Genomic DNA, 20,240 nt, shown 5'->3' with positions numbered 1-20,240 from the left:
TTTGCTGACCGAACGACCCGAAGACGGCTCGTTCGGCCAACCGCTGGTTGGGGCTAATACGCGTCGTTGCCGACAAGAATTTCGCGCTTGCCGGAGTGGTTGGCGGGGGAGATGACGCCTTCCTTTTCCATGCGCTCGATCAGGCTCGCCGCCTTGTTGTAGCCGATGGCGAGGCGGCGCTGGACGTAGGAGGTGGAGGCCTTCTTGTCGTTGAGCACGATGTTGACGGCCTTGTCGTAGAGCTCGTCGCCGGAGCCGCCGCCATCTTCGCCCAGCGCCGAGGCGGGATCGAACTCGTCGTCCTCGTCGGCGGTGATCGAGTCGAGGTAGTCGGGCGTGCCCTGCATCTTCAGATGCTTGACGATGCTCTCGACCTCGCCGTCGGAGACGAACGGGCCGTGCAGGCGCCGGATGCGGCCGCCGCCGGCCATGTAGAGCATGTCGCCATTGCCCAGCAATTGCTCGGCGCCCTGCTCGCCCAGGATGGTGCGGCTGTCGATCTTGGAGGTCACCTGGAACGAAATTCTGGTGGGGAAATTGGCCTTGATGGTGCCGGTGATGACGTCGACCGAGGGACGCTGCGTCGCCATGATGACGTGGATGCCGGCGGCACGCGCCATCTGCGCCAGGCGCTGCACGGCGCCCTCGATGTCCTTGCCGGCGACCATCATCAGATCGGCCATCTCGTCGATGACGATGACGATGAAGGGCAGCGGCTCGAGGTTGAACTCCTCGCTCTCGTAGATGGCCTCGCCGGTGTCGCGGTCGAAGCCGGTCTGCACGGTGCGGGTGATGGTCTCGCCCTTCTGCGCCGCTTCGGTGACGCGCTGGTTGAAGCCGTCGATGTTGCGCACGCCGATCTTGCTCATCTTGCGATAGCGGTCTTCCATCTCGCGCACCGCCCATTTGAGCGCGGTGACGGCCTTGGCCGGATCGGTGACCACCGGCGTCAAGAGGTGTGGAATGCCGTCGTAGATCGAGAGCTCCAGCATCTTGGGGTCGATCATGATCAGCCGGCATTTCTCCGGCGTCATCTGGTAAAGCAGCGACAGAATGAAGGTGTTGATGCCCACCGACTTGCCCGAGCCGGTGGTGCCGGCGATGAGCAGATGCGGCATGCGCGCGAGGTCGGCGATGATCGGCTCGCCACCGATGGTCTTGCCGAGGCAGATGGGGAGCTTGCCCTTCATCTTCTCGAAATCGGAGCTGGCCAGCATCTCGCGCAGATAGACGGTCTCGCGGTGCTCGTTGGGCAGCTCGATGCCGATGGCGTTGCGGCCGGGCACCACAGCGACGCGGGCGGAGATGGCGCTCATCGAGCGGGCGATGTCGTCGGCGAGCGAGATCACCCGGCTCGACTTGATGCCGGGGGCCGGCTCGAGCTCGTACAGGGTGACCACCGGGCCGGGGCGGACATTGATGATGTCGCCCTTGACGCCGAAATCCTCGAGCACGCCTTCGAGCCGGCGGGCCATGGCCTCGAGCCGCTCGGGCCGCATCTCGTCGGACATGCCGCGCTGCCTGGGCTCGGCCAGCAGGCTTAGCGCCGGCAGCTCGAAGCCGCTCGGATCGTCGAGCAGCGAGCCCTGCGCTTCGCGCCCGGCGCGGGCGCCAGGGGCAGGACGGCGGGCGGGCGGCGCCACGCGCGGGCTGCGCGCCGGCGCGATGGGGGGAAGCTCCTCGTCGTCGTCCTCATCCTCGGCGTAATCGTCCTCGGCGGCCGGCTCGGCGACGGGGGCGAAGATGCGGCGCTCGACGGTCAGGCCGGCGCCCAGCGAGGGCTCGCGCCGCTCGTCGGGCAGCACCGACACCGTCGGCGCGCGGGCGGCGAGGCTCGGCTCGGCGGCGCCGTCGCGCCATTCGGCTGCCTCCGCCTCGCGCTTGGCCGCGGCGTTGGCGCGGGCCTGCGCGATGGCGCGGCGGAAAGCGGTCTGGGCGGAAAAGCCCAGATGCACCAGCGCGCCGATGGCGACGTCAAGAATGCCGTTCCGCTCGGGGACGTCCTTACCCCTTGCCTTGCCCTGGGCCTTGGGCATGGCGATGGCGCCGAGGCCGAGCGCCAGCCAGAACAGCGCCAGGGTCGGCGCCATCAGGATGATGGCGAACAGCCAGGCCGTCACCGGCTGCGGCTCGGCGCCGGTGACCAGCGCGGCGAGGTTGGAAAAGCCGGTGCCGATCAGGCCGCCGAGGCCGGTGGGCAGCGGCCAGCTGGCGGGCGCCGGCAGGAAGGTCAAGACGCCGGTGGCGAGGCCGCTGGCGCCGATCCAGGCGATGAGGCGCAGCCCCATGCGCGAGGGCACGCGGCGGCGCAGGAAGCTCCAGCCCCACAAGGCCGGCGGAATCAGCAGCACGATGATGCCGAGGCCGAGCACCTGGAAGCTGAAATCGGCGATCACGGCGCCGGGAAAGCCGAGCCAGTTGGCGACAGGCTTGCTGGTCGCATAGGAAAAGGACGGATCGTCCACCGACCACGAGGCGAGCGCCACCATCATGACGGCGACCAGCGCCAGGACGATCATGCCGATCAGGCGGACTGGAATGGTGATGGCGATGGCGGGCGCTGGCGCAGCGGATTGGTCTTCGAGCAGGGGACGAGCCGGCATCGCAACACTCTGAACTAAACTTGAGCGCCGATCCTAGGTGGACGTGGTTAATCCCGAGCTAACCATGTGGCGGTGAATGATGCGTGGCGAATGGCAGGTATCCGGTGCCGCCCTGCCGCCATTCACCATGCACCCCACTCAGATTTCCCCCTCCGGCAGGGCGCCGATGGAGTGCACGGTGAGGTCGGCGCCGCGGCGCTGCTGCTCGTCGCCGAGGCGGATACCGACGGTGCGCCGGGCGATGGCGTAGATCAGGCTGCCGAGGGCGAAGGCGTAAGCGGAGACGGCGAGCGCGCCGACGAGCTGCACCGGCAGCGACACGCCGCCCATGCCGCCGAGCTGGGCGAGGCCGAAAATGCCGGCGGCGATGCCGCCCCACAGACCGCACAGGCCGTGCAGCGGCCAGACGCCGAGCACGTCGTCGAGCTGCAGCCGCTCCTGCGTCAGGGTAAAGCCGCGCACGAAGATCACGCCGGCGATGGCGCCGGTCGCGAGCGCCCCGAGCGGATGCATGACGTCGGAGCCGGCGCACACGGCCACCAGTCCCGCCAGCGCGCCATTGTGCACGAAGCCGGGGTCGGCGCGGCTGGCGATGGCCGCCGCGGCGATGCCGCCGACCATCGCGAGCAGCGAATTGATGGCGACGAGGCCGGAGACCGCGGCGGTTGATTGCGCCGACATGACGTTGAAGCCGAACCAGCCGATCGACAGCATCCAGGTGCCGAGCGCCAGCCAGGGGATCGACGAGGGCGGGAAGGGCCGGCCGTGCGGGCCGTAGCGGCCGATGCGCGGGCCCAGCGCGCGCACCGCGGCGAGCGCCAGCCAGCCGCCCACGGCGTGGACGACGACCGAGCCGGCGAAGTCGTGGAACGGCGCGCCGAAGCTGGCGGCGAGCCAAGCCTGGATACGGTAATTGCCGTGCCAGACGATGCCCTCGCTCAGCGGATAGACGAGGCCGACGATCAGCGAGGCGATGGCCACCTGCGGCCAGAATTTCGCGCGCTCGGCGATGCCGCCGGAAATGATGGCCGGCACCGCCGCGGCGAAGGTCGCAAGAAAGAAGAAGCGCACGAGGCTCAGCCCCTGCAGGGCGAAGCCGCCGCCATCGCCGGAGAGGGTTCTGGCGCTGGCGAAGAATTCGACGCCATAGGCGATCCAGTAGCCGACGAAGAAGTAGGCCAGGGTCGAGAAGGCGAAATCGACCATGATCTTGACCAGGGCGTTGACCTGGTTCTTGCCGCGCACGGTGCCGAGCTCGAGGAAGGCGAAGCCGCCATGCATCGAGAACACCAGCACGGCGCCGACCAGCAGAAAAAACACGTCGAGTCCGATGGCGGACTGAGTCATCACGGCCTCCCCCACGCGGCCACACGTGCCGCTTTGCTTCCCAAGTCCGGCTCGCAACCGGTCATGTACCGGGCAGGCACTCAAGGATCGTGCCAGCGGCTGGGTCAGGAAAAAGCCGTGTCGATGGAGGGAGTTATGCGGGGGTGGCGGTCGACGGGGCGGCGCCGGACGGCAGGACGCCCAAAAAACCGGCACGAACGATGACGAGAATGCCCACGCATTGGGCGCACTCTCCTGTCATCCGTCGGCGGTGTGGTGACTTGCCGGGCGACGCCCGGTCTTATCTACCCTGCTCATCTCGACGTCAGCCAACGGAGGTTCCCGCTTGCGCGGGAATGACCCGGTGGGCGGGGACGCCGGCGCGGGCGATCGTCGATTCCGTTCGATCGGGGGTGCAGTCCACGCGGGTTGCGAGTGGGAAGCCTCTGTGGCGGGCCAAGAGGCGCGCGGACTGCACGCCGGATCGAACCGGCGGTCCGGCGCGGACGGCTGCCCGCGCCGGTGGGGTGCCTATTCGTTCACCGATTCGCCGTGCTGGGTGATGTCGAGGCCCTCTTCCTCCTCCTGCTCGGAGGGGCGGAGGCCTCCCACCAGGACCTTGACGATCATCAGGATGATGAAGGAGGCGATGGCGGTCCAGGCGATGGTGGCGACGATGCCGTAGAACTGGGTGACGATCGAATGGTTCTCGCCCAGCGGGTTGATGGCCGGATCGGCGAAGACGCCGGTCAACAGCGCGCCGATGATGCCGCCGACGCCGTGCACGCCGAAGGCATCGAGCGAATCGTCGTAGCCGAGCCGGCGCTTCACATGCGCGGCGGCGACGTAGCAGAGGACACCGGCGACGAGGCCGATGACCAGCGCGCCGGTCGGGTTGACGAAGCCCGCCGCCGGGGTGACGGCAACGAGGCCGGCCACGGCGCCCGAGATGATGCCGAGGACGGAGGGCTTCTTGACCACGATCCATTCGGCGAACATCCAGGCGAGCGCCGCCGCGGCGGTGGCCACCTGGGTGTTGATCATCGCGGCGCCGGCAAGGCCGTCGGCCGCCAGCTCCGAGCCGGCGTTGAAGCCGAACCAGCCGACCCACAGCAGCGCTGCGCCGATCACCGAATAGACGAGGTTGTGCGGCGCCATGTTGGTGCTGCCGAACCCCTTGCGCTTGCCGAGGACGAGGGCGCAGACGAGGCCGGCGACGCCGGCGTTGATGTGCACCACGGTGCCGCCGGCGAAATCGAGCACGCCCAGGCCGCCGAGGAAGCCGCCGCCCCACACCCAATGGGCGATGGGCGAATAGACGAAGATCGACCACAGCACCATGAAGATCAGCATGGCCGAGAACTTCATGCGCTCGGCGAAGGCGCCGGCGATGAGCGCCGGGGTGATGATGGCGAAGGTCATCTGGAAGGTGGAGAACACGTATTCGGGGATGCTGCCCCAGAGCGAGCTCACCGTGACGCCGTTGTGGAACAGCTTCGAGAAGCCGCCGAGCCACGCCTGGGTCGGGCCGCCATCGGTGAAGGCGATGGAATAGCCGACGACGAACCAGACGATGGTGATGGCGCAGGTGATGGCGAAGGACTGCATCACCGTCGCCAGGACGTTCTTCTTGCGCACCATGCCGCCGTAGAACAGCGCCAGGCCTGGAATGGTCATCATCAGCACCAGAAGGGTGGAGGTGAGCATCCAGGCGGTGTTGCCGGCATCGAGCGTGGGCGCCGCCGGGGCGGCGGGGGCCGCGTCCTGGGCGAAGACGGGAAGCGTCGCCAGCGCAAAGGCTCCCAGCGCCGATCCCGCCGCGGTCAAAGTCGTGTTGAGTTTCATCATGTTCTCCTGGGATCGCACCGGCTAGAGGGCCGCCGCGCCGGTCTCGCCGGTGCGGATGCGGGTGACTGCGAGCAGATCGAGGACGAAGATCTTGCCGTCGCCGATGCGGCCGGTCTGGGCGCTGTCGCGAATGGCGGCGACGATGGCGTCGGACTGGCCGTCGTCGACGGCGATCTCGATCTTGAGCTTGGGCAGGAAGTGCACCGCGTATTCGGTGCCGCGGTAGATTTCGGAATGGCCCTTCTGGCGGCCATAGCCTTTGACTTCGGTCACGGTCATGCCGTGCACGTCGAGCGAATTCAGCGCCTGACGCACCTCCTCAAGCCGTGACGGCTTGATGATTGCGATCACCAGTTTCATGGATGCCCCTTTCGACTGACTGCTTGGTCTGCAATGCCGGCAAGAGACTCAAACGCCGTGCCAAGCCCGGCGCCGGTTCGCCAAGTCCATGATTCCGCTTCGAGAATCGGCCCGGTGGCGATATCGATGGGAAACGAAGCCCGGTTCACGCCCGCGATTGCGCCTATTTTTTGAGCGGATGATGTCTCGCTGCACAAATGTTGGGCATCGCCGTGACCCTTGCGCCGGCCGGGCCCGCGCGGCACAACCGTCGCACGCGGCGAGACGAGAGCGATGAGCGACAAGCCCTATGACGTCATAATCGTGGGCGGCGGGCCGGTCGGCCTGTCGCAGGCGCTGGCGCTGACCCGCTTCCAGAAGGACATGCGGGTGGCGCTGGTGGACCGGCGGCCGTTCAGCGTGCCCGACGACAAGCGGGCCTTCGCGCTCAGCGCCGGGGTGCGGCGGGTGCTCGAGGCACTGGGGGTCTGGGGGGCGCTGGGCGACGAGGCGACGCCGATCCGCGCCATGAAGATCTCCGATTCCGGCGCGGACGATCTGTCCCGCCCGGTGTTCCTAAGCTTCGAGGGCGACGTCGCGCCCGGCGAGCCCTATGCGCATATGGTGCCCAACCGGGTGCTGACGGCGGCGCTGCTGGCGGCGGCCGAAGCGCGGGTGGAATTCATCGCGCCGGCGGAGGTCGCCGGCTACAGCGCCGAGCCGGCGCTGGCGACGCTCAGCCTCAAGGACGGCCGCACGCTCGCCGCGCCGCTGCTGATCGCCGCCGACGGCGCCATGTCGGGGCTGAGGCAGATGGCGGGGATCGGGGTCGTCAGCCACGACTACCGGCAGGCGGGCGTGGTCACCACCATCGCGCACGAACTGCCGCACGAGGGCACGGCCTACGAGCATTTCCGCCCGGCGGGGCCGTTCGCGAGCCTGCCGCTCAGCGGCAACCGCTCGTCGCTGGTGTGGACCGAAGCGACGGCGGAAGCGGTGCGGCTCAAGGCGCTGCCGCCCGAGGCGGCGGCGGCCGAGATCGAGGCGGCGATGGGCTCGTGCCTCGGCGCGGTGCGGCTCGAAGAGCCGCTGCAGAGCTTTCCGCTGCGGCTGCAGCTGGCGCGCAGTTTCGTCGCGCCGCGGCTCGCCATCATCGGCGATGCGGCGCATGTCATCCATCCGCTGGCCGGGCAGGGGCTCAATCTCGGGCTCAAGGACGTGGCGGCGCTGAGCGAGGCGGTGATCGACGCGCTGCGGCTCGGGCTCGACCATGGCGCGCCCGACATGCTGGCCCGCTACCAGGCGTCGCGCCGGCTCGACACGGCGCTGATGGCGGCGGTGACCGACAGCCTCAACCGGCTGTTCTCCAACGATCTGGCGCCGCTCAGGGCGCTGCGCGACGTCGGGCTCGGCCTCGTCGATCGCATGCGCCCGGTCAAGTCGGCGCTGATCGGCCGCGCCGCCGGCCTCGACCATCACGGTCCGCGCCTCACGCGTGGATTGCCGCTCTAGAGCGGCGCCCCGATCCAGCCAGGAGAGACTGCCATGCCGCTCGCCCGCATCGACATGCCGGCCGGAACATCGGCCCAGTACAAGCGCCACGTCTCCGACGTGATCTACGAAGCGATCGTCGGCGTGCTGAAGGCGCCGGACGGCGACCGCTTCCACGTCATCACCGAGCACCAGCCCGAAACGCTGTTCATCGACCGGCACTTCCTCGGCATCGAGCGCAGCGGTGAGGCGATGATCATCCAGGTGACGCTGCGCGAGGGCCGCAGCAACGAGGTCAAGCAGGCCTTCTTCAAGTTCATCGCCGATGGCCTGCACGAGCGGGTCGGCATCCGGCGCGAGGACGTGATCATCAACCTCGTCGAGGATACGCTGGGCGACTGGTCGTTCGGCAATGGCGTGGCGCAATATCTGGTGCAGCCGCCGAAATAGGCGCCGACGCCGGCCGCATCGCCGAGATCCACGCCGCCGGCTGGCGATCCGCAGCGTGCTCTATTGCTAGCCCGACCCGCGCGTGCTGCTGCCGGACAGGGCCTGAGCCGTCACACCGCCGGGGGGAATTGCACGCGCATTTCGTCGGGGTCGACGTCGCGGGCTTCGTCGAGGCTCAGCATCGGCACGCCGTCGCGGATGGGGAAGGCGAGGTGCGCCGCCACCGAGATCAGCTCGGTGCGGTCGGCGCTCAGCACCAGGCGGGTCTTGGTCAGCGGGCAGACCAGCATTTCGAGGGTGCGCGGATCGACCTCGTAGCGGCGTCCGGAGGTGTCGGCCACATCAGCCATGACCGTCAGTTCAGCGGCACGCCGGCGCTCGAGCCCTTGGCCATCTCGAACTCGGCGAGCGCGATCAGGGTTTCGGCGCGATCCTGCAACGAGGTCGCTTCGAGCAGCACCTGCTTTTCACGGGCGCCATAGGGCGACACCATGCAGCAGAAATTCACCAGATCGGCCGTGCCGGTCTTGTTGATCTCGTCCCAGTTAAGCTCGAAATTGGCGAACTCGGCATAGTCCTTCATCATCTTGAGGAAGCGCTCGCGGTCGACCTTATCCTCGCCATGGGCGTGCTCGAAATCGAGGGCGAAGCGTTCGGCCGAGATGCTCGCCTGCCGGTACGGCGTCATCACCGTGAGCTCGGTGCCCAGCTCGAAGCGGGTGACGCCTTCGAGGATGATGAAATAGCGGCCCTCGCCATGCTCCTCCCAATGGGTGAGGCGGCCGAGCGTGCCGATCTTCTGGAGCGGCGCTCTCCCGCGCGGGCTCTCCTCGCTGGTGTCCTCGGGCTGGATCAGCCCGATCAGCCGGTTGCCGGCCAGCGCATCGTCCACCATGGCCAGATAGCGCGGCTCGAAGATGTTGAGCGGCCGGTGCGAGAACGGCAGCAGCAGCGCGCCGCTCAGCGGGAACAGCGGGATGTGCTCGGGCAGCTCGGCCGGCGCGGTCGGAGTCTTGACCATCTACGAAAACAGCAGCGACGACAGCAGTCGCCGTCCCTTGAGCGTGGCCGGGTCCTTGGCGCCCCAGGCCTCGAAAAATTCCAGCAGCTTCTTGCGGGCGCGGTCGTCCTCCCAGGTACGGTCGCGGCGCAGCAGCGTCACCAATTGCTCGGCGGCCTCGGCGCGCTTGCCCTCGGCGTTGAGGGCGATGGCGAGATCGAAGCGGGCCTGGTGGTCGTCGGGCGCCGCCTCGACCTTGTGGGCGAGATCGGCGGTGCCGCCCAGCGCCGCCGCCTCGGCGAGCAGCTTCAGCTCGGCGGCGATCGAGAGGTAGTCGGCGCCGGTGCGCGCCGCCTCGGGCACGGTGTCGAGCACGGCCTGCGCCTGCTCGGCCTCGCCGGCCTTCAAATAGACGCGGGCCATGCCGAGCAGCGCCTCGCTGTTGTCGGCCTGATGCTGCAGCACCATGCCGTAGATCTGCGCGGCGGTGCCGAGGTCGCCGCCATCTAGCGCCGCCTTGGCCGCACCCAGCGCGTTCTTGATCTCTTCCTCGATCGAGCCGGCGCGCGGCTTGCCCGGCCCGGCGGCGGCGATCACCCGGTCGGCGAATTTGCGCACTTCGGTCTCGGGCAAATTGCCCAAGAACATGTCGACCGGGCGGCCGCCGGCGAAGGCGAAGACGTTGGGGATCGACTGCACGCCGAGCTGGCCGGCGATCTGCGGGTTCTCGTCGATGTTGATCTTGACCAGCCGGATCTTGCCGGCCTTTTCCCTGATCACCTTCTCGATGGTGGGGGTCAGGGCCCGGCAGGGGCCGCACCAGGGGGCCCAGAAATCCACCAGCACCGGCGCCTCCAGCGAGGCGTCGATGACGTCGGCCTTGAAGGCGCGGTCGGACGATTCCTTGATCAGCTCGGCCGGCGGGGCGGCGGGCGTGGGCGAAGACAGATTGACGTTCACGGGTCGGCTCTTTCCGAACGGGCCCACCCTTGTCGCATGCCGCCGGGGGCTCGCGCCAGCGGCGCCCGGAGACGATGCAGCCAGAGTGGGATTCAGGGTTGCAAAGGCGGTTTCGATTGGGCATATAGGCCGCGCTTCGGCCGCTGCCAAGAGATTGGCGGCATGGACGGGGCGTGGAGCGCGGGTGTAGCTCAGGGGTAGAGCATAACCTTGCCAAGGTTAGGGTCGAGGGTTCGAATCCCTTCGCCCGCTCCAAAAACATAATTGAAATCAATGACTTAGCAAACGCCCTTCGGGGCGTTTTCTGCTTCCCCGGCTCTCTTGGCGAAACGTGGGGAGGCACGGGAAAGCAAGTCGCAGCGCATCCCGACGGGCCATCGACGCTCCTGCGATGCCCAAATGCTCTATCCCTGCCTTCAAAGGCCTGACGCGTTTTGACGTGCTCGGCCGAAACTCCGACCGCGAGCTGATCCGGTCACTGGCGAAGCGACTCGCCGACGACATGGCGGAAGCATCGCGCCTTCGCGTTGGCATCCATCTCGGCGATGGCCGGCATGATGTCGTTGAACTCGGCGTGGTCGGCATCGCCAAACAGTATCAATACATTCTGCGCGAACGAAAGCATCCACCTCACCTTCGGCATCGATGTCATCAATGATCAAAGCCGAGAGTTCGGCGAGCAAGGGTTCGAAGAGACATGACTGGTTTTCATATGGTCATACGAAATTGGCCGTCTGATCTTGTCGGTCCTGCCGCTATATTGACCCGCGCGAGAGGTGCAGCGGAAGGACGCGGGATGGACGCGGCAAACCTGGTTGGGCTCATTGGTGCCGGTGCCTATCTACTGGCCTATGCGTTGCTTCAAATGCGCGTTCTGTCGCTAGGGGACGGCCGCTACGCGTTGCTCAATATCGTTGGCGGGGTGGCGTTGGTCTATTCCCTGAGCTGGAATTTCAACCTCGGATCGTTCATCACGCAGATTGCCTGGCTGCTATTCACCGTGGTTGGATATGTCCGAGGGCGGCAAGTGTCCGGGCCGGCTTGACGTCTAGTCCAGCGTGCCGCCATTGCTGGCGACGAGCCAATCCGAGACCTCGCGCACGATCCGACGTTGATGTCGGTCGAGCGGGCGCATCAGATAAAACCGGCCTTCCGAACGCATGACATGAGCGTGCTTGGGCAGCAGTATCCCGCTGGCGAGTTGATCGCGGATCAGCCAGGTCCAGCCTAGCGTCAGGCCGACTCCCTGTACTGCCGCCGTCGTGCAGAGTCCGTAGTCGCCGAGCAGCCAGCGGCGCATGTTTGCCGGCGGCGTCAGCTGGGCGCTAGACCACCAGTGCGGCCAGTCCTGCCATTCGCGCATAGAGTCCAGGATGCCGATCAGGATGGGGTCGTCTGTCGCCCCGAGCATCGGCGTTGTCTGTGCGCCGACCGGCACGATTTCCTCATGGCCAAGCGTAGTCAACTGCACACCCGCAGGCCGCTCGCTGCGATAAAAGATGGCAAGGTCGAACTCGTCGAGACGCAGATGGGCGATGTCGTCGGTGACCTTGAGCTTGAGTTCGAGCTCGGAAATCTCGAGCTTCAGTTGGTTGAGCCTGGCCATGAACCATTGATCGGCAATGCCACGCGAGCAGGCGATGGTGATCTGTCGGGGCCCCGACCAGCCACGGAAATCTTCAGTGACAGCGGCGATCTCGCCAAGCAGGCGGCTGATATCGGCCGCATAATGCTCACCGGCGGGGGTCGGGCACACCCCATGCGCTTCACGCATGAAGAGCTTGGTGCCAGTGTAGGTCTCGAGCTTGCTGATCTGTCGACTGACGGCGCTCTGAGTCAGACCCAGCTTGAGCCCCGCGCGCGAGAAGCTGCCGAATTTCACCGCCGCCTCAAACACCTCAAGCGCGTTGAGCGGAGGCAGCTTCTGTCGGAGCGACATGAAACTCGTTTCCAGCTATCGAGGCCTCAGCCATGTCCAAAGGCTGAACAAACTGCTTTGAAACGGCCTCTACCACAACGCCATCGCTACAACAACGCGCCTCAGGCGCTCGTCAATCGCAACGCCGCCATAGGACCGCCAGCCCTGCCGCGGCCCTTGTCGCGGAGATCGCTCGTCGGTTACAGCGAGGCGACGGCAAGAGGACCTGGAGGACATCGCGTGGAGGAAGACGACGACGTCGTCGTGAGCGACGACGGCCGGCGGTTGCGGCCGGTGAAATCGCTGCTGCGCGCTCTGGATATCCTTTCGGCGCTTGCCCAGAGTGACCGTCCCCTGACGCTGAGCGAGATCGTCACGCGGACGGGTTTCTCGCGCACTGCGGCCTACAACGTAGTCACCACCTACGAGATTCGCGGCCTGGTCCGCCGCGACTCGCATAGCCGGTACGAACTCGGCTGGGGACTTTTCGAACTCGGCGAGAAAGTCCACTCCCGTTCCGATCTGAACGACGTCGCGCGCCCGGTCGTCGAGGATCTTGCCGAGGGCACCGGCGAGACCGTACTGCTCGGCGTGCTCGACCAGGACTCGGTGATATACGTCGAGAAGGCAGAGAGCCGCCGGTCGGTCCGAATGGTCGAGGCGCCAGGGCGCCGGCTGCCGCTGCACGAGTCGGTCACTGGCATGGTGCTTCTTGCATACGCCAGTCCGGCGCTACGCGAACGATACATGATCGAGCACAAGGCAAGCCGGCGCAAACTGGAGCAGCGTATCACCGAGATCGTTGCGCGCGGGTTTGTCACCTCGGTACAGGACCTCGACCCCGACCTGTCCAGCGCCTCGGTGCCTGTGCACGGCCCGGACAATCAGACCATCGCGGCCCTCACCGTGGCGGGCCCGGCGAGCCGGCTCACGCAGGAGCGGGTCGAGGCCTTCCTGCCCGACCTACTAAGCGCTGCCGCCACGATCAGCAAAGCGATCGGAGGTCGCGCTCGCTATTGACGATCAAAAATCTGGCTCTTAGGGTGCGTCGTCTGTTTTACAGACACAGTGTCTGCAATACAGACATTGTTGGACAGCAGCCCGGAGGAGGGTCCAGATGCGCCTAAACAGCATAAGAGTAGTCGTCGTTCTCCCCCTTGCGCTCAGCATGGCCGCTATTCCGCTCTCGCCAGCAGCCGCGGCCGATGTGACCATCAGCCATTGGCAGCACCAGAGCGACGCACGCGCCAAGATGGTGCAGGAATTCGCGGATAGCTATGGAGACGCCAAGATCGATTTTCAGTCGATCCCCTATTCGTCTTACTTCCAGAAACTGGGCGCCGCGCTCGAGGCCGGCAACGGCCCGTGCGTTTTCCAGCTTCCCGCCAACATTCTCGCCGAATTCTACAAGCGCGGTGAGCTCGACCCCGTGCCGGCCTCCATCATGTCGACTGCGGACATTGAATCGACGTTCACGCCGGCCTCCATCAAATTGCTCAAGATCGATGGCTCGTACTACGCGCTGCCCACCGACGTGCAGACGTTCATGCTCTTCTATAACGACGATCTGTTCAAGCAGGCCGGTCTCGATCCGTCCAAGGACTTCGCGACCTGGAGCGACCTGGTCGACGCCGCCAAGAAGCTGACGACGGTCGAGAACGGCAAGATGACCCAGGCCGGCATCGACATCGCGGCCTCGCCGTACCAGTGGTTCTACGCCGTGCCGACGCTCGCTTATGCCGACGGCCTGGTCAATGACACCACCGGCGACATCAACTACGATTCCGACCCCGGTTACCTGGCGTGGGACCGGATCACCAGCCTGGTGGCCAAGGACCACGTGGACGACCCGCAGTTCCTCGCCGAGCAGAGCAAGTTCACGATCGGCAAGGCCGCCATGACGTTCAAGGAATTCACCTTCGACGGCGTCTACCGCCTGGCGTCCGACGATCTGCACTTCAGTGTCCATCCCGCGCCGCCATTTGCCGACAATGCTCCCGGCAAGGTGGCGAGCACCTCATGGTCGTACGCCGTGTCGTCCAAGTGTGCCGTCAAGGACGACGCCTGGAAGTGGGTTGCCTATCTCACCTCCGAGGACGCCCAGAAGAAGTGGATCGCGGGTGGCGCGGAGCTGCCGTCGCGGATAGCGCTGCTCAGCGACCAGACCCTGCAGCAAGACCCCAATGTTGCCGCCGGCTTCAAGGCACTGCAGAGCGCCATGCCCTATGACTCCAAAGGCTGGGATGACGCCTATGCGATCCAGCAGGAGATCTGGGACGAGATCGTCCTCAAGGGAGTCGACGTGAAGACCGCCGTCGACAAGGGCGCTGCCGACGAGCGGGCTCTGTACCGCAGCAAGGGCCTGCTGAAGTGATATTGCGGCGAGGGCGGGGGACTGGGACGGGTGGTGCGCTGCGTCGTCATGAGACACGCTGGGCCTTCCTCTTCCTGGCTCCTGCCCTCATCCTTCTTGGGCTGACCGTCTTCTATCCGATGGCGCGGGCCCTGCAGTTCAGTCTCTACAAATGGCTTCTCGGTGCCGAAAAGACCTTCGTTGGGCTGGACAATTATCGCCGGCTGATCTTCGAAGATGGCGACTTCCACAAATCGGTCCTGGTGACGCTGTACTTCACGGTACTCAGCGTGCTGCCCGCGATCGCGCTGGCACTGTTCGTGGCGGTGCTGCTCAACGGTGCCGGCCTGCGGTTTCGGGGGATCTTCCGGACGATCTATTTCGTCCCCGTGGTGACCTCTCTGGTCGCGGTCGCGTTTGTTTGGCGCGCGCTTCTCGAGCCCTCGTTCGGGCTGGTCAACACCGTGTTGGGCTGGGTCGGCATCAACGGGCCCGGATGGCTCGCGTCGCCCGACTGGGCGCTTCCGGGCATCGCGCTGATGACCATCTGGCGCGACATGGGCTTTTACATGGTGATCTTCCTCGCGGGCCTGCAGGCGATCCCGCGCGAAGTGACCGATGCGGCGCGCATCGACGGGGCCGGGCCGTGGCGCAGCTTCTGGTATGTCACGCTGCCGCTGCTCAACCCGAGTATCGTTCTGGCGGCCGTGATCGGTGTCATCAACGGGCTGCAGCTGTTTACCCAGACCTACGTTATGACCGGCTCGCCGCAGCGGCTTCCCGGTGGTCCGCTCGGCAGTACACGTTCGGTGGTCCTGTACATCGTCGAGCAGACGTTCCGACCGCTCGAGATGGGTTATGGCTCGGCCGCGGCGTTCCTGCTCTTCGTCCTCATCATGATCGTCACGCTCATCCAGTTTCGCCTGATCCAACGGAAGTTCGAGTACTGATGCAAACCGGAGCGAAGCGATCCGTTGACGTCGCCAAGTACATGCTGCTGCTCGTGGGCGCGGTCACCATGCTCACGCCGCTCATCTGGATGGTGCTGGCCTCGTTAAAGACGTTGCCGGAAATTCTCGCTTTTCCGCCGACCATCCTGCCCAAGCATGTCAATCTTGACAACTACAAGGCGGTCTTCAAGACCGCCGATTTCGTCCGCTATTTCATCAACAGCGTGATCATCTCGGCGATCAGCGTCGTGAGTGTCCTGCTGACCAGTTCGCTGGCGGGATATGCGTTTGCCAAGTTCCGCTTTCCCGGCCGCGACGTGCTCTTCGTCGTCGTTCTGGCAACGCTGATGATCCCGTTCCAGGTGCGGGTGATCCCGCTCTATGTGCTGGCCAGCGACCTCAATCTGCTCAATACCTATGGCGGCATGGTGCTGCCGTCGCTCGTCGATGCGTTCGGCATCTTCCTGATGCGGCAGTACATGATGTCGATCCCGACTCAGCTGATCGAGAGCGCCCGGGTCGACGGCGCCGGTGAGCTCCGAATCTTCTTCCAGATCGTGCTGCCACTGACGAGGCCCGCGCTGTCTGCGCTCACGATCTTCACGCTGGTGACGAGTTGGGAGTCGTTTCTCTGGCCGCTGCTCGTGGCCTCGTCTCCCGACATGTACACCCTGCCGCTGGGGCTGGCGCAGTTCGCGGGACGGTTCCTCACCCGCACCGATCTGCAGATGGCAGCGGCCACGATGACGGTGCTGCCGCTGCTCATCGTTTTCCTGTTCATGCAGCGGCGCTTCATCGAAGGCATGGCCACGACGGGGTTGAAGTGAGACCCGGGAACATCGCCGCAGCGCGCAAAGGGAGCGACATAGACGTGACTATGACAGAGACGGGATCGCCGTCTGGCGGGATCGGCATCGATGTCGGCGGTTCGAAGATCGCCGGTGTCGTAATAGAACCGTCGGGCTCGGTGGTGGCCCGCAAGTGGATGCCGACGCCGAAGGAAGGCGGTCGCGCGGTGGTCGAGGCCTGCATCTCGGTCGCCTCGGGGCTGCTCGAGGTGGCCAGGGCCGGCGGCATCGCGGTGGGTCCGGTGGTGATCGGGATGCCGGGGACCGTCGATTCGGTCCGCGGCATCGTGCGCGACGCGCCGGTCCTCAAGATCGTCAACTACGAGGTCGTAGCCGAGGTGCAGAGCGCCGTGGGCCACCCGACCACGGTGATCCACGACGTGAAGGCCGCGGCGTTCGGCGAGTTGATCGCCGGTGCGGGGATCGGCCAGGCCGACGTGGCCTATCTCAACATCGGCACCGGCGTGTCGATGTCCTTCGTCTTCGACTGGCAGGTGTACCGCGGCGTCAGGGGCCTGGCTGGCGAGATCGGCCATGTGCGCGCCGTCGCCGACGGCATCCAATGCAACTGCGGCCGCTATGGCTGCCTCGAAACCGTCGCGTCCGGACCGGCGATCGCGCGGGCCGCCGGCATCACGGTCGGCGGTGTGGAAGCGGTCGCCGCCGCGGCCGCCAAAGGCGACGCGCGGGCCATCAACGCCATCCATGATGCTGCGGGACATCTTGGCCGCGTGCTGGCCGACTACATGACCGTGCTCGACCTGCAATTGCTGATGGTGGGCGGCGGGGTGTCCGAGGTCGGACCGCTCCTGCTCGACCGGCTGCAGGAGGTATTCGACGAACAGCTCGCCGACGTCGAGGCGACGGTACGGGTCGTCCCCGCGGCGCTTGGCGGAGAGTCCGGCGTTCTTGGCGCCGCACATCGCTCGCAGCTGCTGCGCGACGACCGCCGCAGAACCCGGTGGTGATATCATGGTGAAGATCGGAATAGTTGGCGCGGGCTATATCGCGCAGTCTCATGCCCGCGGCTATGCCGCCGATCCGCGTGCCGAACTGGCCTACGTCGTCGAGCCCGTGGCCGAGAAGGCAGCCGCCCTCGCGGGGAAATATGGCGCGCGCGTCCTTCCTTCTCTCGATGCCCTGCTCGCCTCCGATGTGGAGGTGGTCAGCATCTGCACGCCCTCGCCCACCCACGCCGACCTGGCGGTCGCGGCGCTTGGAGCCGGTAAGCACGTGCTCTGCGAGAAGCCCGTGGCCCGCACCATGGCCGATGGCGAGCGGATCGTCGCGGCCGGACGGCGCGGACCGGGGCTGCTGATGATCGGGCACGTCTCGCGTTTCGAGCCCGACCATGACGCGGCCTATCGCGCGGTGCGCGCCGGGCGGATCGGCGAGCTGCGGATGATGTCGCAGTCGCTGGTTGGCGAGCGGCCGACATGGAGCGAGCATGACTGGCTCGGCGATGCCGACCAGTCAGGCGGACCTCTGGTCGATCTGGCGATCCATTCCTTCGACTATCTCAACTGGGTCAGCGGCGCCCGGCCGGTGCGCGTGCATGCGATCGGCTCGGCCCGGGCCGACGGCGTGGTCGACTACGCCATCGCCACCGTGCGCTACGACAATGGCGCGATGGCGGTGGTCGAAACCAGCTGGGGGCACCCCGCCGGCCATGGGCTCGAGCTGACGACCGAGCTCACCGGCAGCGCCGGCCGGATTACCTGGGATTACGCCGGCACCGCGGTCGCCAGCCTGAAACGCGCCGGAGCTCCGGCGCGGGCCATGAGCCAGCTCGGCAATCGCGGCTTCGTCGCCCAGATCAAGGCGTTCCTCGATGCCGTCGAGTCGGGCGGGCCGAGCCCGGTGCCGGCCGAAGACGGCCTGCTTGCGCTCGAGGTGGCGCTGGCAGCGGTCGAGTCGCTGCGCACCAGGCGCGTGGTGCACCTCACGGGCAGCAAGGAGGCAGCGCGATGATCGATGTTGTGATCTTGGGCGTCGAGCACGGCCCGCACGCCAGGTCCTACGCTGGCGCCCTCGGCCGCAGTGGGCTCGGCCGGCTGGTTGGCGTCTACGATTCCTCGCCCGAACTCGGGACGCCGGTGGCGTCCGATCTGGGCGTCCCGTATTTCGCTGATGCCGTGCAGTTGATCGAGACGACGCATCCGGCCGCCGCGATCGTCTGCAGTGCAACCAACCGGCATCGCGAGCTTGTCGAGTTGGCGGCCGCGCGCGGGCTGCACGTGCTGAGCGAGAAGCCGCTCGCCACCAATGTTGACGACGCCGCGGCGATGGTCGAGGTGTGCAGGACGCACGGCGTGCAGTTGCACACGGCGTTCGTCACCCGGTTCTATCCCATTGTGATGCAGGCGCGCGATATCTTGGCGCGCGGCGAGATCGGCACGTTGCGCGGCATGGTCGGCGGCAATCGCGGCCGCCCTCCGCTACCTCCACGCTATCCCGCCTGGATCACGGACGCCGAAGCGGCCGGCGGCGGCGCGCTGATCGACCACTCGGTGCATGTCGTCGATGCCATGCGGTTCGTCTCCGGCCTCGAGGCGAAGGAGGTGCTGGCCGAAACCGGCACGCTCTTCACCAATCTCAAGGTAGAGGACAGCGCGCTGGTCTCGGTGGTGTTCGGCGACGACGTGCCGGCTAGCGTCGATCCGAGCTGGTCGGTGACGCCGACCAATGTGTGGGACTACGATTTCTACCTGCGCCTGGTCGGCACCGAGGGATCGTTGACCATCGCCAGCGGCCGCGAGGCGCTGCAGATATCAGGTCAGCACGGTGTGCGCACGCACGCGCTGGCACCGTTCGAGCCGGACGTTGACCAAGCGATGGTCGAGGGGTTCCTGCAATCGCTGGCCGAAGGACGGGTGCTCCACCCCTGCGCCACCGGCGAAGACGGACTGCGCGCCGTCGAGGTCGCATGCGCGGCCTATGTCTCGGTCAAATCCGAGGCTTTCGTGCCGACGGCCGGAGGCGATCTTGGCTGATCTGGCAGTCTTGGCCGGCCAGGCTGTCGTCGATGGCCAGCTTACCGGGCCGGTCACGCTGACGATCGCGGACGGCCGCATCGCATCGATTGATCCGCCACGCACCGAGGGCGTCATCGATGCGTCCGCAGCGACGGTTGTGCCGGGTCTGCTCGACATCCACACGCATGGCGGCGGCGGCGTTCAGGTCATCGACGGTCCGGCCGCCGACATGGATCGGCTCGCCCGATTCTACGCCGCGCACGGCGTCACCGGCTTCCTCGCGACGATTGGCGGCAGCCGGGAGCACATCCTGGCCGGCCTGGGCGCCGTCCGCTCGTATCTCGCGGCATCGCCGAGCGGTGGAGCGCGATGCCTCGGGGTGCACCTCGAAGGTCCCTTCATCAGCCCGCACGCGCTCGGCGCTTTCCGTCCGGAGTCGGCTCTCGCCCCTGATGCCGAGCTTTTCGCCGAGGTGCTGGACGCTGCCGGCGGACATATCCGACTGATGACGATTGCCCCCGAACTCGAGGGGGCGGATGCCATCATCGAACGCGCTCTCGCCGAGGGCATCGCCTGCACCATCGGACACTCGGTGGCGACCCTCGCCCAGGTCGATCACGCGGTCGACATCGGAGCGCGGTCGGTAACCCACTTCTTCAACGGCATGAGCCCGTTCCGGCATCGCGAACCAGGGCTGATCGGCGCCGGCCTCACCGATCCCCGGCTGGTCTGCGAGCTGATCGTCGACGGCATCCATGTCCATCCCAGAGCAGTGGCGCTGGCGGCCGTGGCCAAGGGGATCGACGGTGTCGCCCTCGTCACCGATTCGATTTCCGCAGCCGGAATGCCGGACGGCGAATACGAGCTCGAGGAGCAGCACGTCATCATCTCGGCCCGCTCCGCGCGGCTGGCGGACGGCACGCTCGCTGGCAGCATGCTGACTCTCGAACGAGGGGTCGCCAATTTCGCCGAATGGGCCAAGGTGCCGCTCGCCGATGCGGTGCGGTCGGCCACTGAAGTGCCTGCCCGTGTGATCGGCCTGTCGTCGACACGCGGACGGATCTCGCAGGGCCGCGATGCCGATCTGACGGCGTTCGACTCCGACCATCGCCTGCTCTGGACGATGGTGGGTGGCGCACTGCACGAGCCGGCAGCGGCGTAAGTCGGCCGAACAGAATG

The 20,240-nt window shown here is 66.6% G+C and carries 20 protein-coding genes and 1 tRNA gene; 12 read left to right on the top strand and 9 right to left on the bottom strand.

Features of this window, described 5'->3' with window-relative positions; genetic code table 11:
* Positions 1–53: 53 nt before the first annotated feature.
* From BGO82_RS17210 to BGO82_RS17195, 4 genes are all read right to left on the bottom strand, one after another.
* Positions 54–2,603 carry a DNA translocase FtsK gene (locus BGO82_RS17210; RefSeq protein ID WP_291306853.1) on the bottom strand — a complete coding sequence of 850 codons (2,550 nt, stop codon included), beginning with the start codon at positions 2,601–2,603 and terminating at the stop codon, positions 54–56.
* Between the two features lie 138 nt (positions 2,604–2,741).
* Positions 2,742–3,950 (bottom strand): ammonium transporter, encoded by a 1,209-nt coding sequence (locus BGO82_RS17205; protein ID WP_291306852.1) that lies wholly within the window; start codon positions 3,948–3,950, stop codon positions 2,742–2,744.
* A gap of 510 nt (positions 3,951–4,460) precedes the next feature.
* Positions 4,461–5,774: an ammonium transporter gene (locus BGO82_RS17200; protein ID WP_291306851.1), complete on the bottom strand. Its 1,314-nt coding sequence runs from the start codon at positions 5,772–5,774 to the stop codon at positions 4,461–4,463.
* Positions 5,775–5,798: 24 nt separating this feature from the next.
* Positions 5,799–6,137 (bottom strand): P-II family nitrogen regulator, encoded by a 339-nt coding sequence (locus BGO82_RS17195; RefSeq protein ID WP_291306850.1) that lies wholly within the window; start codon positions 6,135–6,137, stop codon positions 5,799–5,801.
* Positions 6,138–6,410: 273 nt separating this feature from the next.
* On the opposite strand from BGO82_RS17195, the gene BGO82_RS17190 reads away from it, so the two are divergent.
* A complete protein-coding gene (locus BGO82_RS17190; protein WP_291306849.1) occupies positions 6,411–7,628 on the top strand; it encodes an FAD-dependent monooxygenase in 1,218 nt (405 codons plus the stop codon).
* Positions 7,629–7,661: 33 nt separating this feature from the next.
* Positions 7,662–8,057 (top strand): tautomerase family protein, encoded by a 396-nt coding sequence (locus BGO82_RS17185; protein ID WP_291306848.1) that lies wholly within the window; start codon positions 7,662–7,664, stop codon positions 8,055–8,057.
* Positions 8,058–8,167: 110 nt separating this feature from the next.
* On the opposite strand, the gene BGO82_RS17180 is transcribed toward BGO82_RS17185, so the two are convergent.
* From BGO82_RS17180 to BGO82_RS17170, 3 genes are read right to left on the bottom strand one after another with little or no spacing between them, the layout of a single operon-like run.
* The gene (locus BGO82_RS17180) at positions 8,168–8,407 is read right to left on the bottom strand and encodes a Trm112 family protein (RefSeq protein WP_291306847.1); all 240 of its coding nucleotides are present in this window, start codon (positions 8,405–8,407) and stop codon (positions 8,168–8,170) included.
* Between the two features lie 5 nt (positions 8,408–8,412).
* Complete coding sequence (locus BGO82_RS17175) at positions 8,413–9,078, bottom strand: LON peptidase substrate-binding domain-containing protein (RefSeq protein ID WP_291306846.1); 666 nt, start codon at positions 9,076–9,078, stop codon at positions 8,413–8,415.
* On the bottom strand, positions 9,079–10,017 hold the full coding sequence (locus tag BGO82_RS17170; RefSeq protein ID WP_291306845.1) for a co-chaperone YbbN: 939 nt from the start codon (positions 10,015–10,017) through the stop codon (positions 9,079–9,081).
* Positions 10,018–10,197: 180 nt separating this feature from the next.
* On the opposite strand from BGO82_RS17170, the gene BGO82_RS17165 reads away from it, so the two are divergent.
* Positions 10,198–10,272: transfer RNA gene (locus BGO82_RS17165), tRNA-Gly, on the top strand.
* A gap of 220 nt (positions 10,273–10,492) precedes the next feature.
* Here BGO82_RS17165 and BGO82_RS17160 read toward each other — a convergent pair.
* Positions 10,493–10,642 carry a hypothetical protein gene (locus BGO82_RS17160; protein WP_291307591.1) on the bottom strand — a complete coding sequence of 50 codons (150 nt, stop codon included), beginning with the start codon at positions 10,640–10,642 and terminating at the stop codon, positions 10,493–10,495.
* Positions 10,643–10,813: 171 nt separating this feature from the next.
* Here BGO82_RS17160 and BGO82_RS17155 point away from each other — a divergent pair, with 171 nt between their 5' ends.
* Positions 10,814–11,062, top strand: a complete 249-nt coding sequence (locus BGO82_RS17155; RefSeq protein ID WP_291306844.1) for a cyclic nucleotide-binding protein — start codon at positions 10,814–10,816, stop codon at positions 11,060–11,062.
* A gap of 3 nt (positions 11,063–11,065) precedes the next feature.
* On the opposite strand, the gene BGO82_RS17150 is transcribed toward BGO82_RS17155, so the two are convergent.
* The gene (locus BGO82_RS17150) at positions 11,066–11,956 is read right to left on the bottom strand and encodes a LysR family transcriptional regulator (RefSeq protein ID WP_291306843.1); all 891 of its coding nucleotides are present in this window, start codon (positions 11,954–11,956) and stop codon (positions 11,066–11,068) included.
* 219 nt (positions 11,957–12,175) lie between these two features.
* Between BGO82_RS17150 and BGO82_RS17145 the strand changes: the two genes are divergently transcribed.
* The 8 genes from BGO82_RS17145 (at position 12,176) to nagA (ending at position 20,223) form a co-directional block, all read left to right on the top strand.
* Positions 12,176–12,955 (top strand): IclR family transcriptional regulator, encoded by a 780-nt coding sequence (locus tag BGO82_RS17145; RefSeq protein WP_291306842.1) that lies wholly within the window; start codon positions 12,176–12,178, stop codon positions 12,953–12,955.
* Positions 12,956–13,052: 97 nt separating this feature from the next.
* Positions 13,053–14,309, top strand: a complete 1,257-nt coding sequence (locus BGO82_RS17140; protein ID WP_291306841.1) for an extracellular solute-binding protein — start codon at positions 13,053–13,055, stop codon at positions 14,307–14,309.
* Positions 14,310–14,428: 119 nt separating this feature from the next.
* Positions 14,429–15,238 (top strand): sugar ABC transporter permease, encoded by an 810-nt coding sequence (locus BGO82_RS17135; RefSeq protein WP_291306840.1) that lies wholly within the window; start codon positions 14,429–14,431, stop codon positions 15,236–15,238.
* Positions 15,238–16,065 carry a carbohydrate ABC transporter permease gene (locus tag BGO82_RS17130; RefSeq protein WP_291306839.1) on the top strand — a complete coding sequence of 276 codons (828 nt, stop codon included), beginning with the start codon at positions 15,238–15,240 and terminating at the stop codon, positions 16,063–16,065. Before BGO82_RS17135 ends, BGO82_RS17130 begins: the two co-directional genes overlap by 1 nt.
* A 50-nt stretch (positions 16,066–16,115) precedes the next feature.
* Positions 16,116–17,054 carry an ROK family protein gene (locus tag BGO82_RS17125; RefSeq protein ID WP_291306838.1) on the top strand — a complete coding sequence of 313 codons (939 nt, stop codon included), beginning with the start codon at positions 16,116–16,118 and terminating at the stop codon, positions 17,052–17,054.
* Positions 17,055–17,058: 4 nt separating this feature from the next.
* Positions 17,059–18,057, top strand: coding sequence for a Gfo/Idh/MocA family oxidoreductase (locus tag BGO82_RS17120; RefSeq protein ID WP_291306837.1), 999 nt, complete (start codon positions 17,059–17,061; stop codon positions 18,055–18,057).
* A complete protein-coding gene (locus tag BGO82_RS17115) occupies positions 18,054–19,079 on the top strand; it encodes a Gfo/Idh/MocA family oxidoreductase (RefSeq protein WP_291306836.1) in 1,026 nt (341 codons plus the stop codon). Before BGO82_RS17120 ends, BGO82_RS17115 begins: the two co-directional genes overlap by 4 nt.
* A complete protein-coding gene (gene nagA / locus BGO82_RS17110; protein WP_291306835.1) occupies positions 19,072–20,223 on the top strand; it encodes an N-acetylglucosamine-6-phosphate deacetylase in 1,152 nt (383 codons plus the stop codon). The genes BGO82_RS17115 and nagA overlap by 8 nt, the downstream gene beginning before the upstream one ends.
* The last annotated feature ends 17 nt before the right edge of the window (positions 20,224–20,240 follow it).

It is taken from the genome of Devosia sp. 67-54, from assembly GCF_001899075.1.
In the GTDB taxonomy this organism is placed as follows: domain Bacteria; phylum Pseudomonadota; class Alphaproteobacteria; order Rhizobiales; family Devosiaceae; genus Devosia_A.
The sequence above is the reverse complement of the archived record's forward strand: the minus strand, read 5'-3'. Positions and strand labels throughout refer to the sequence as shown.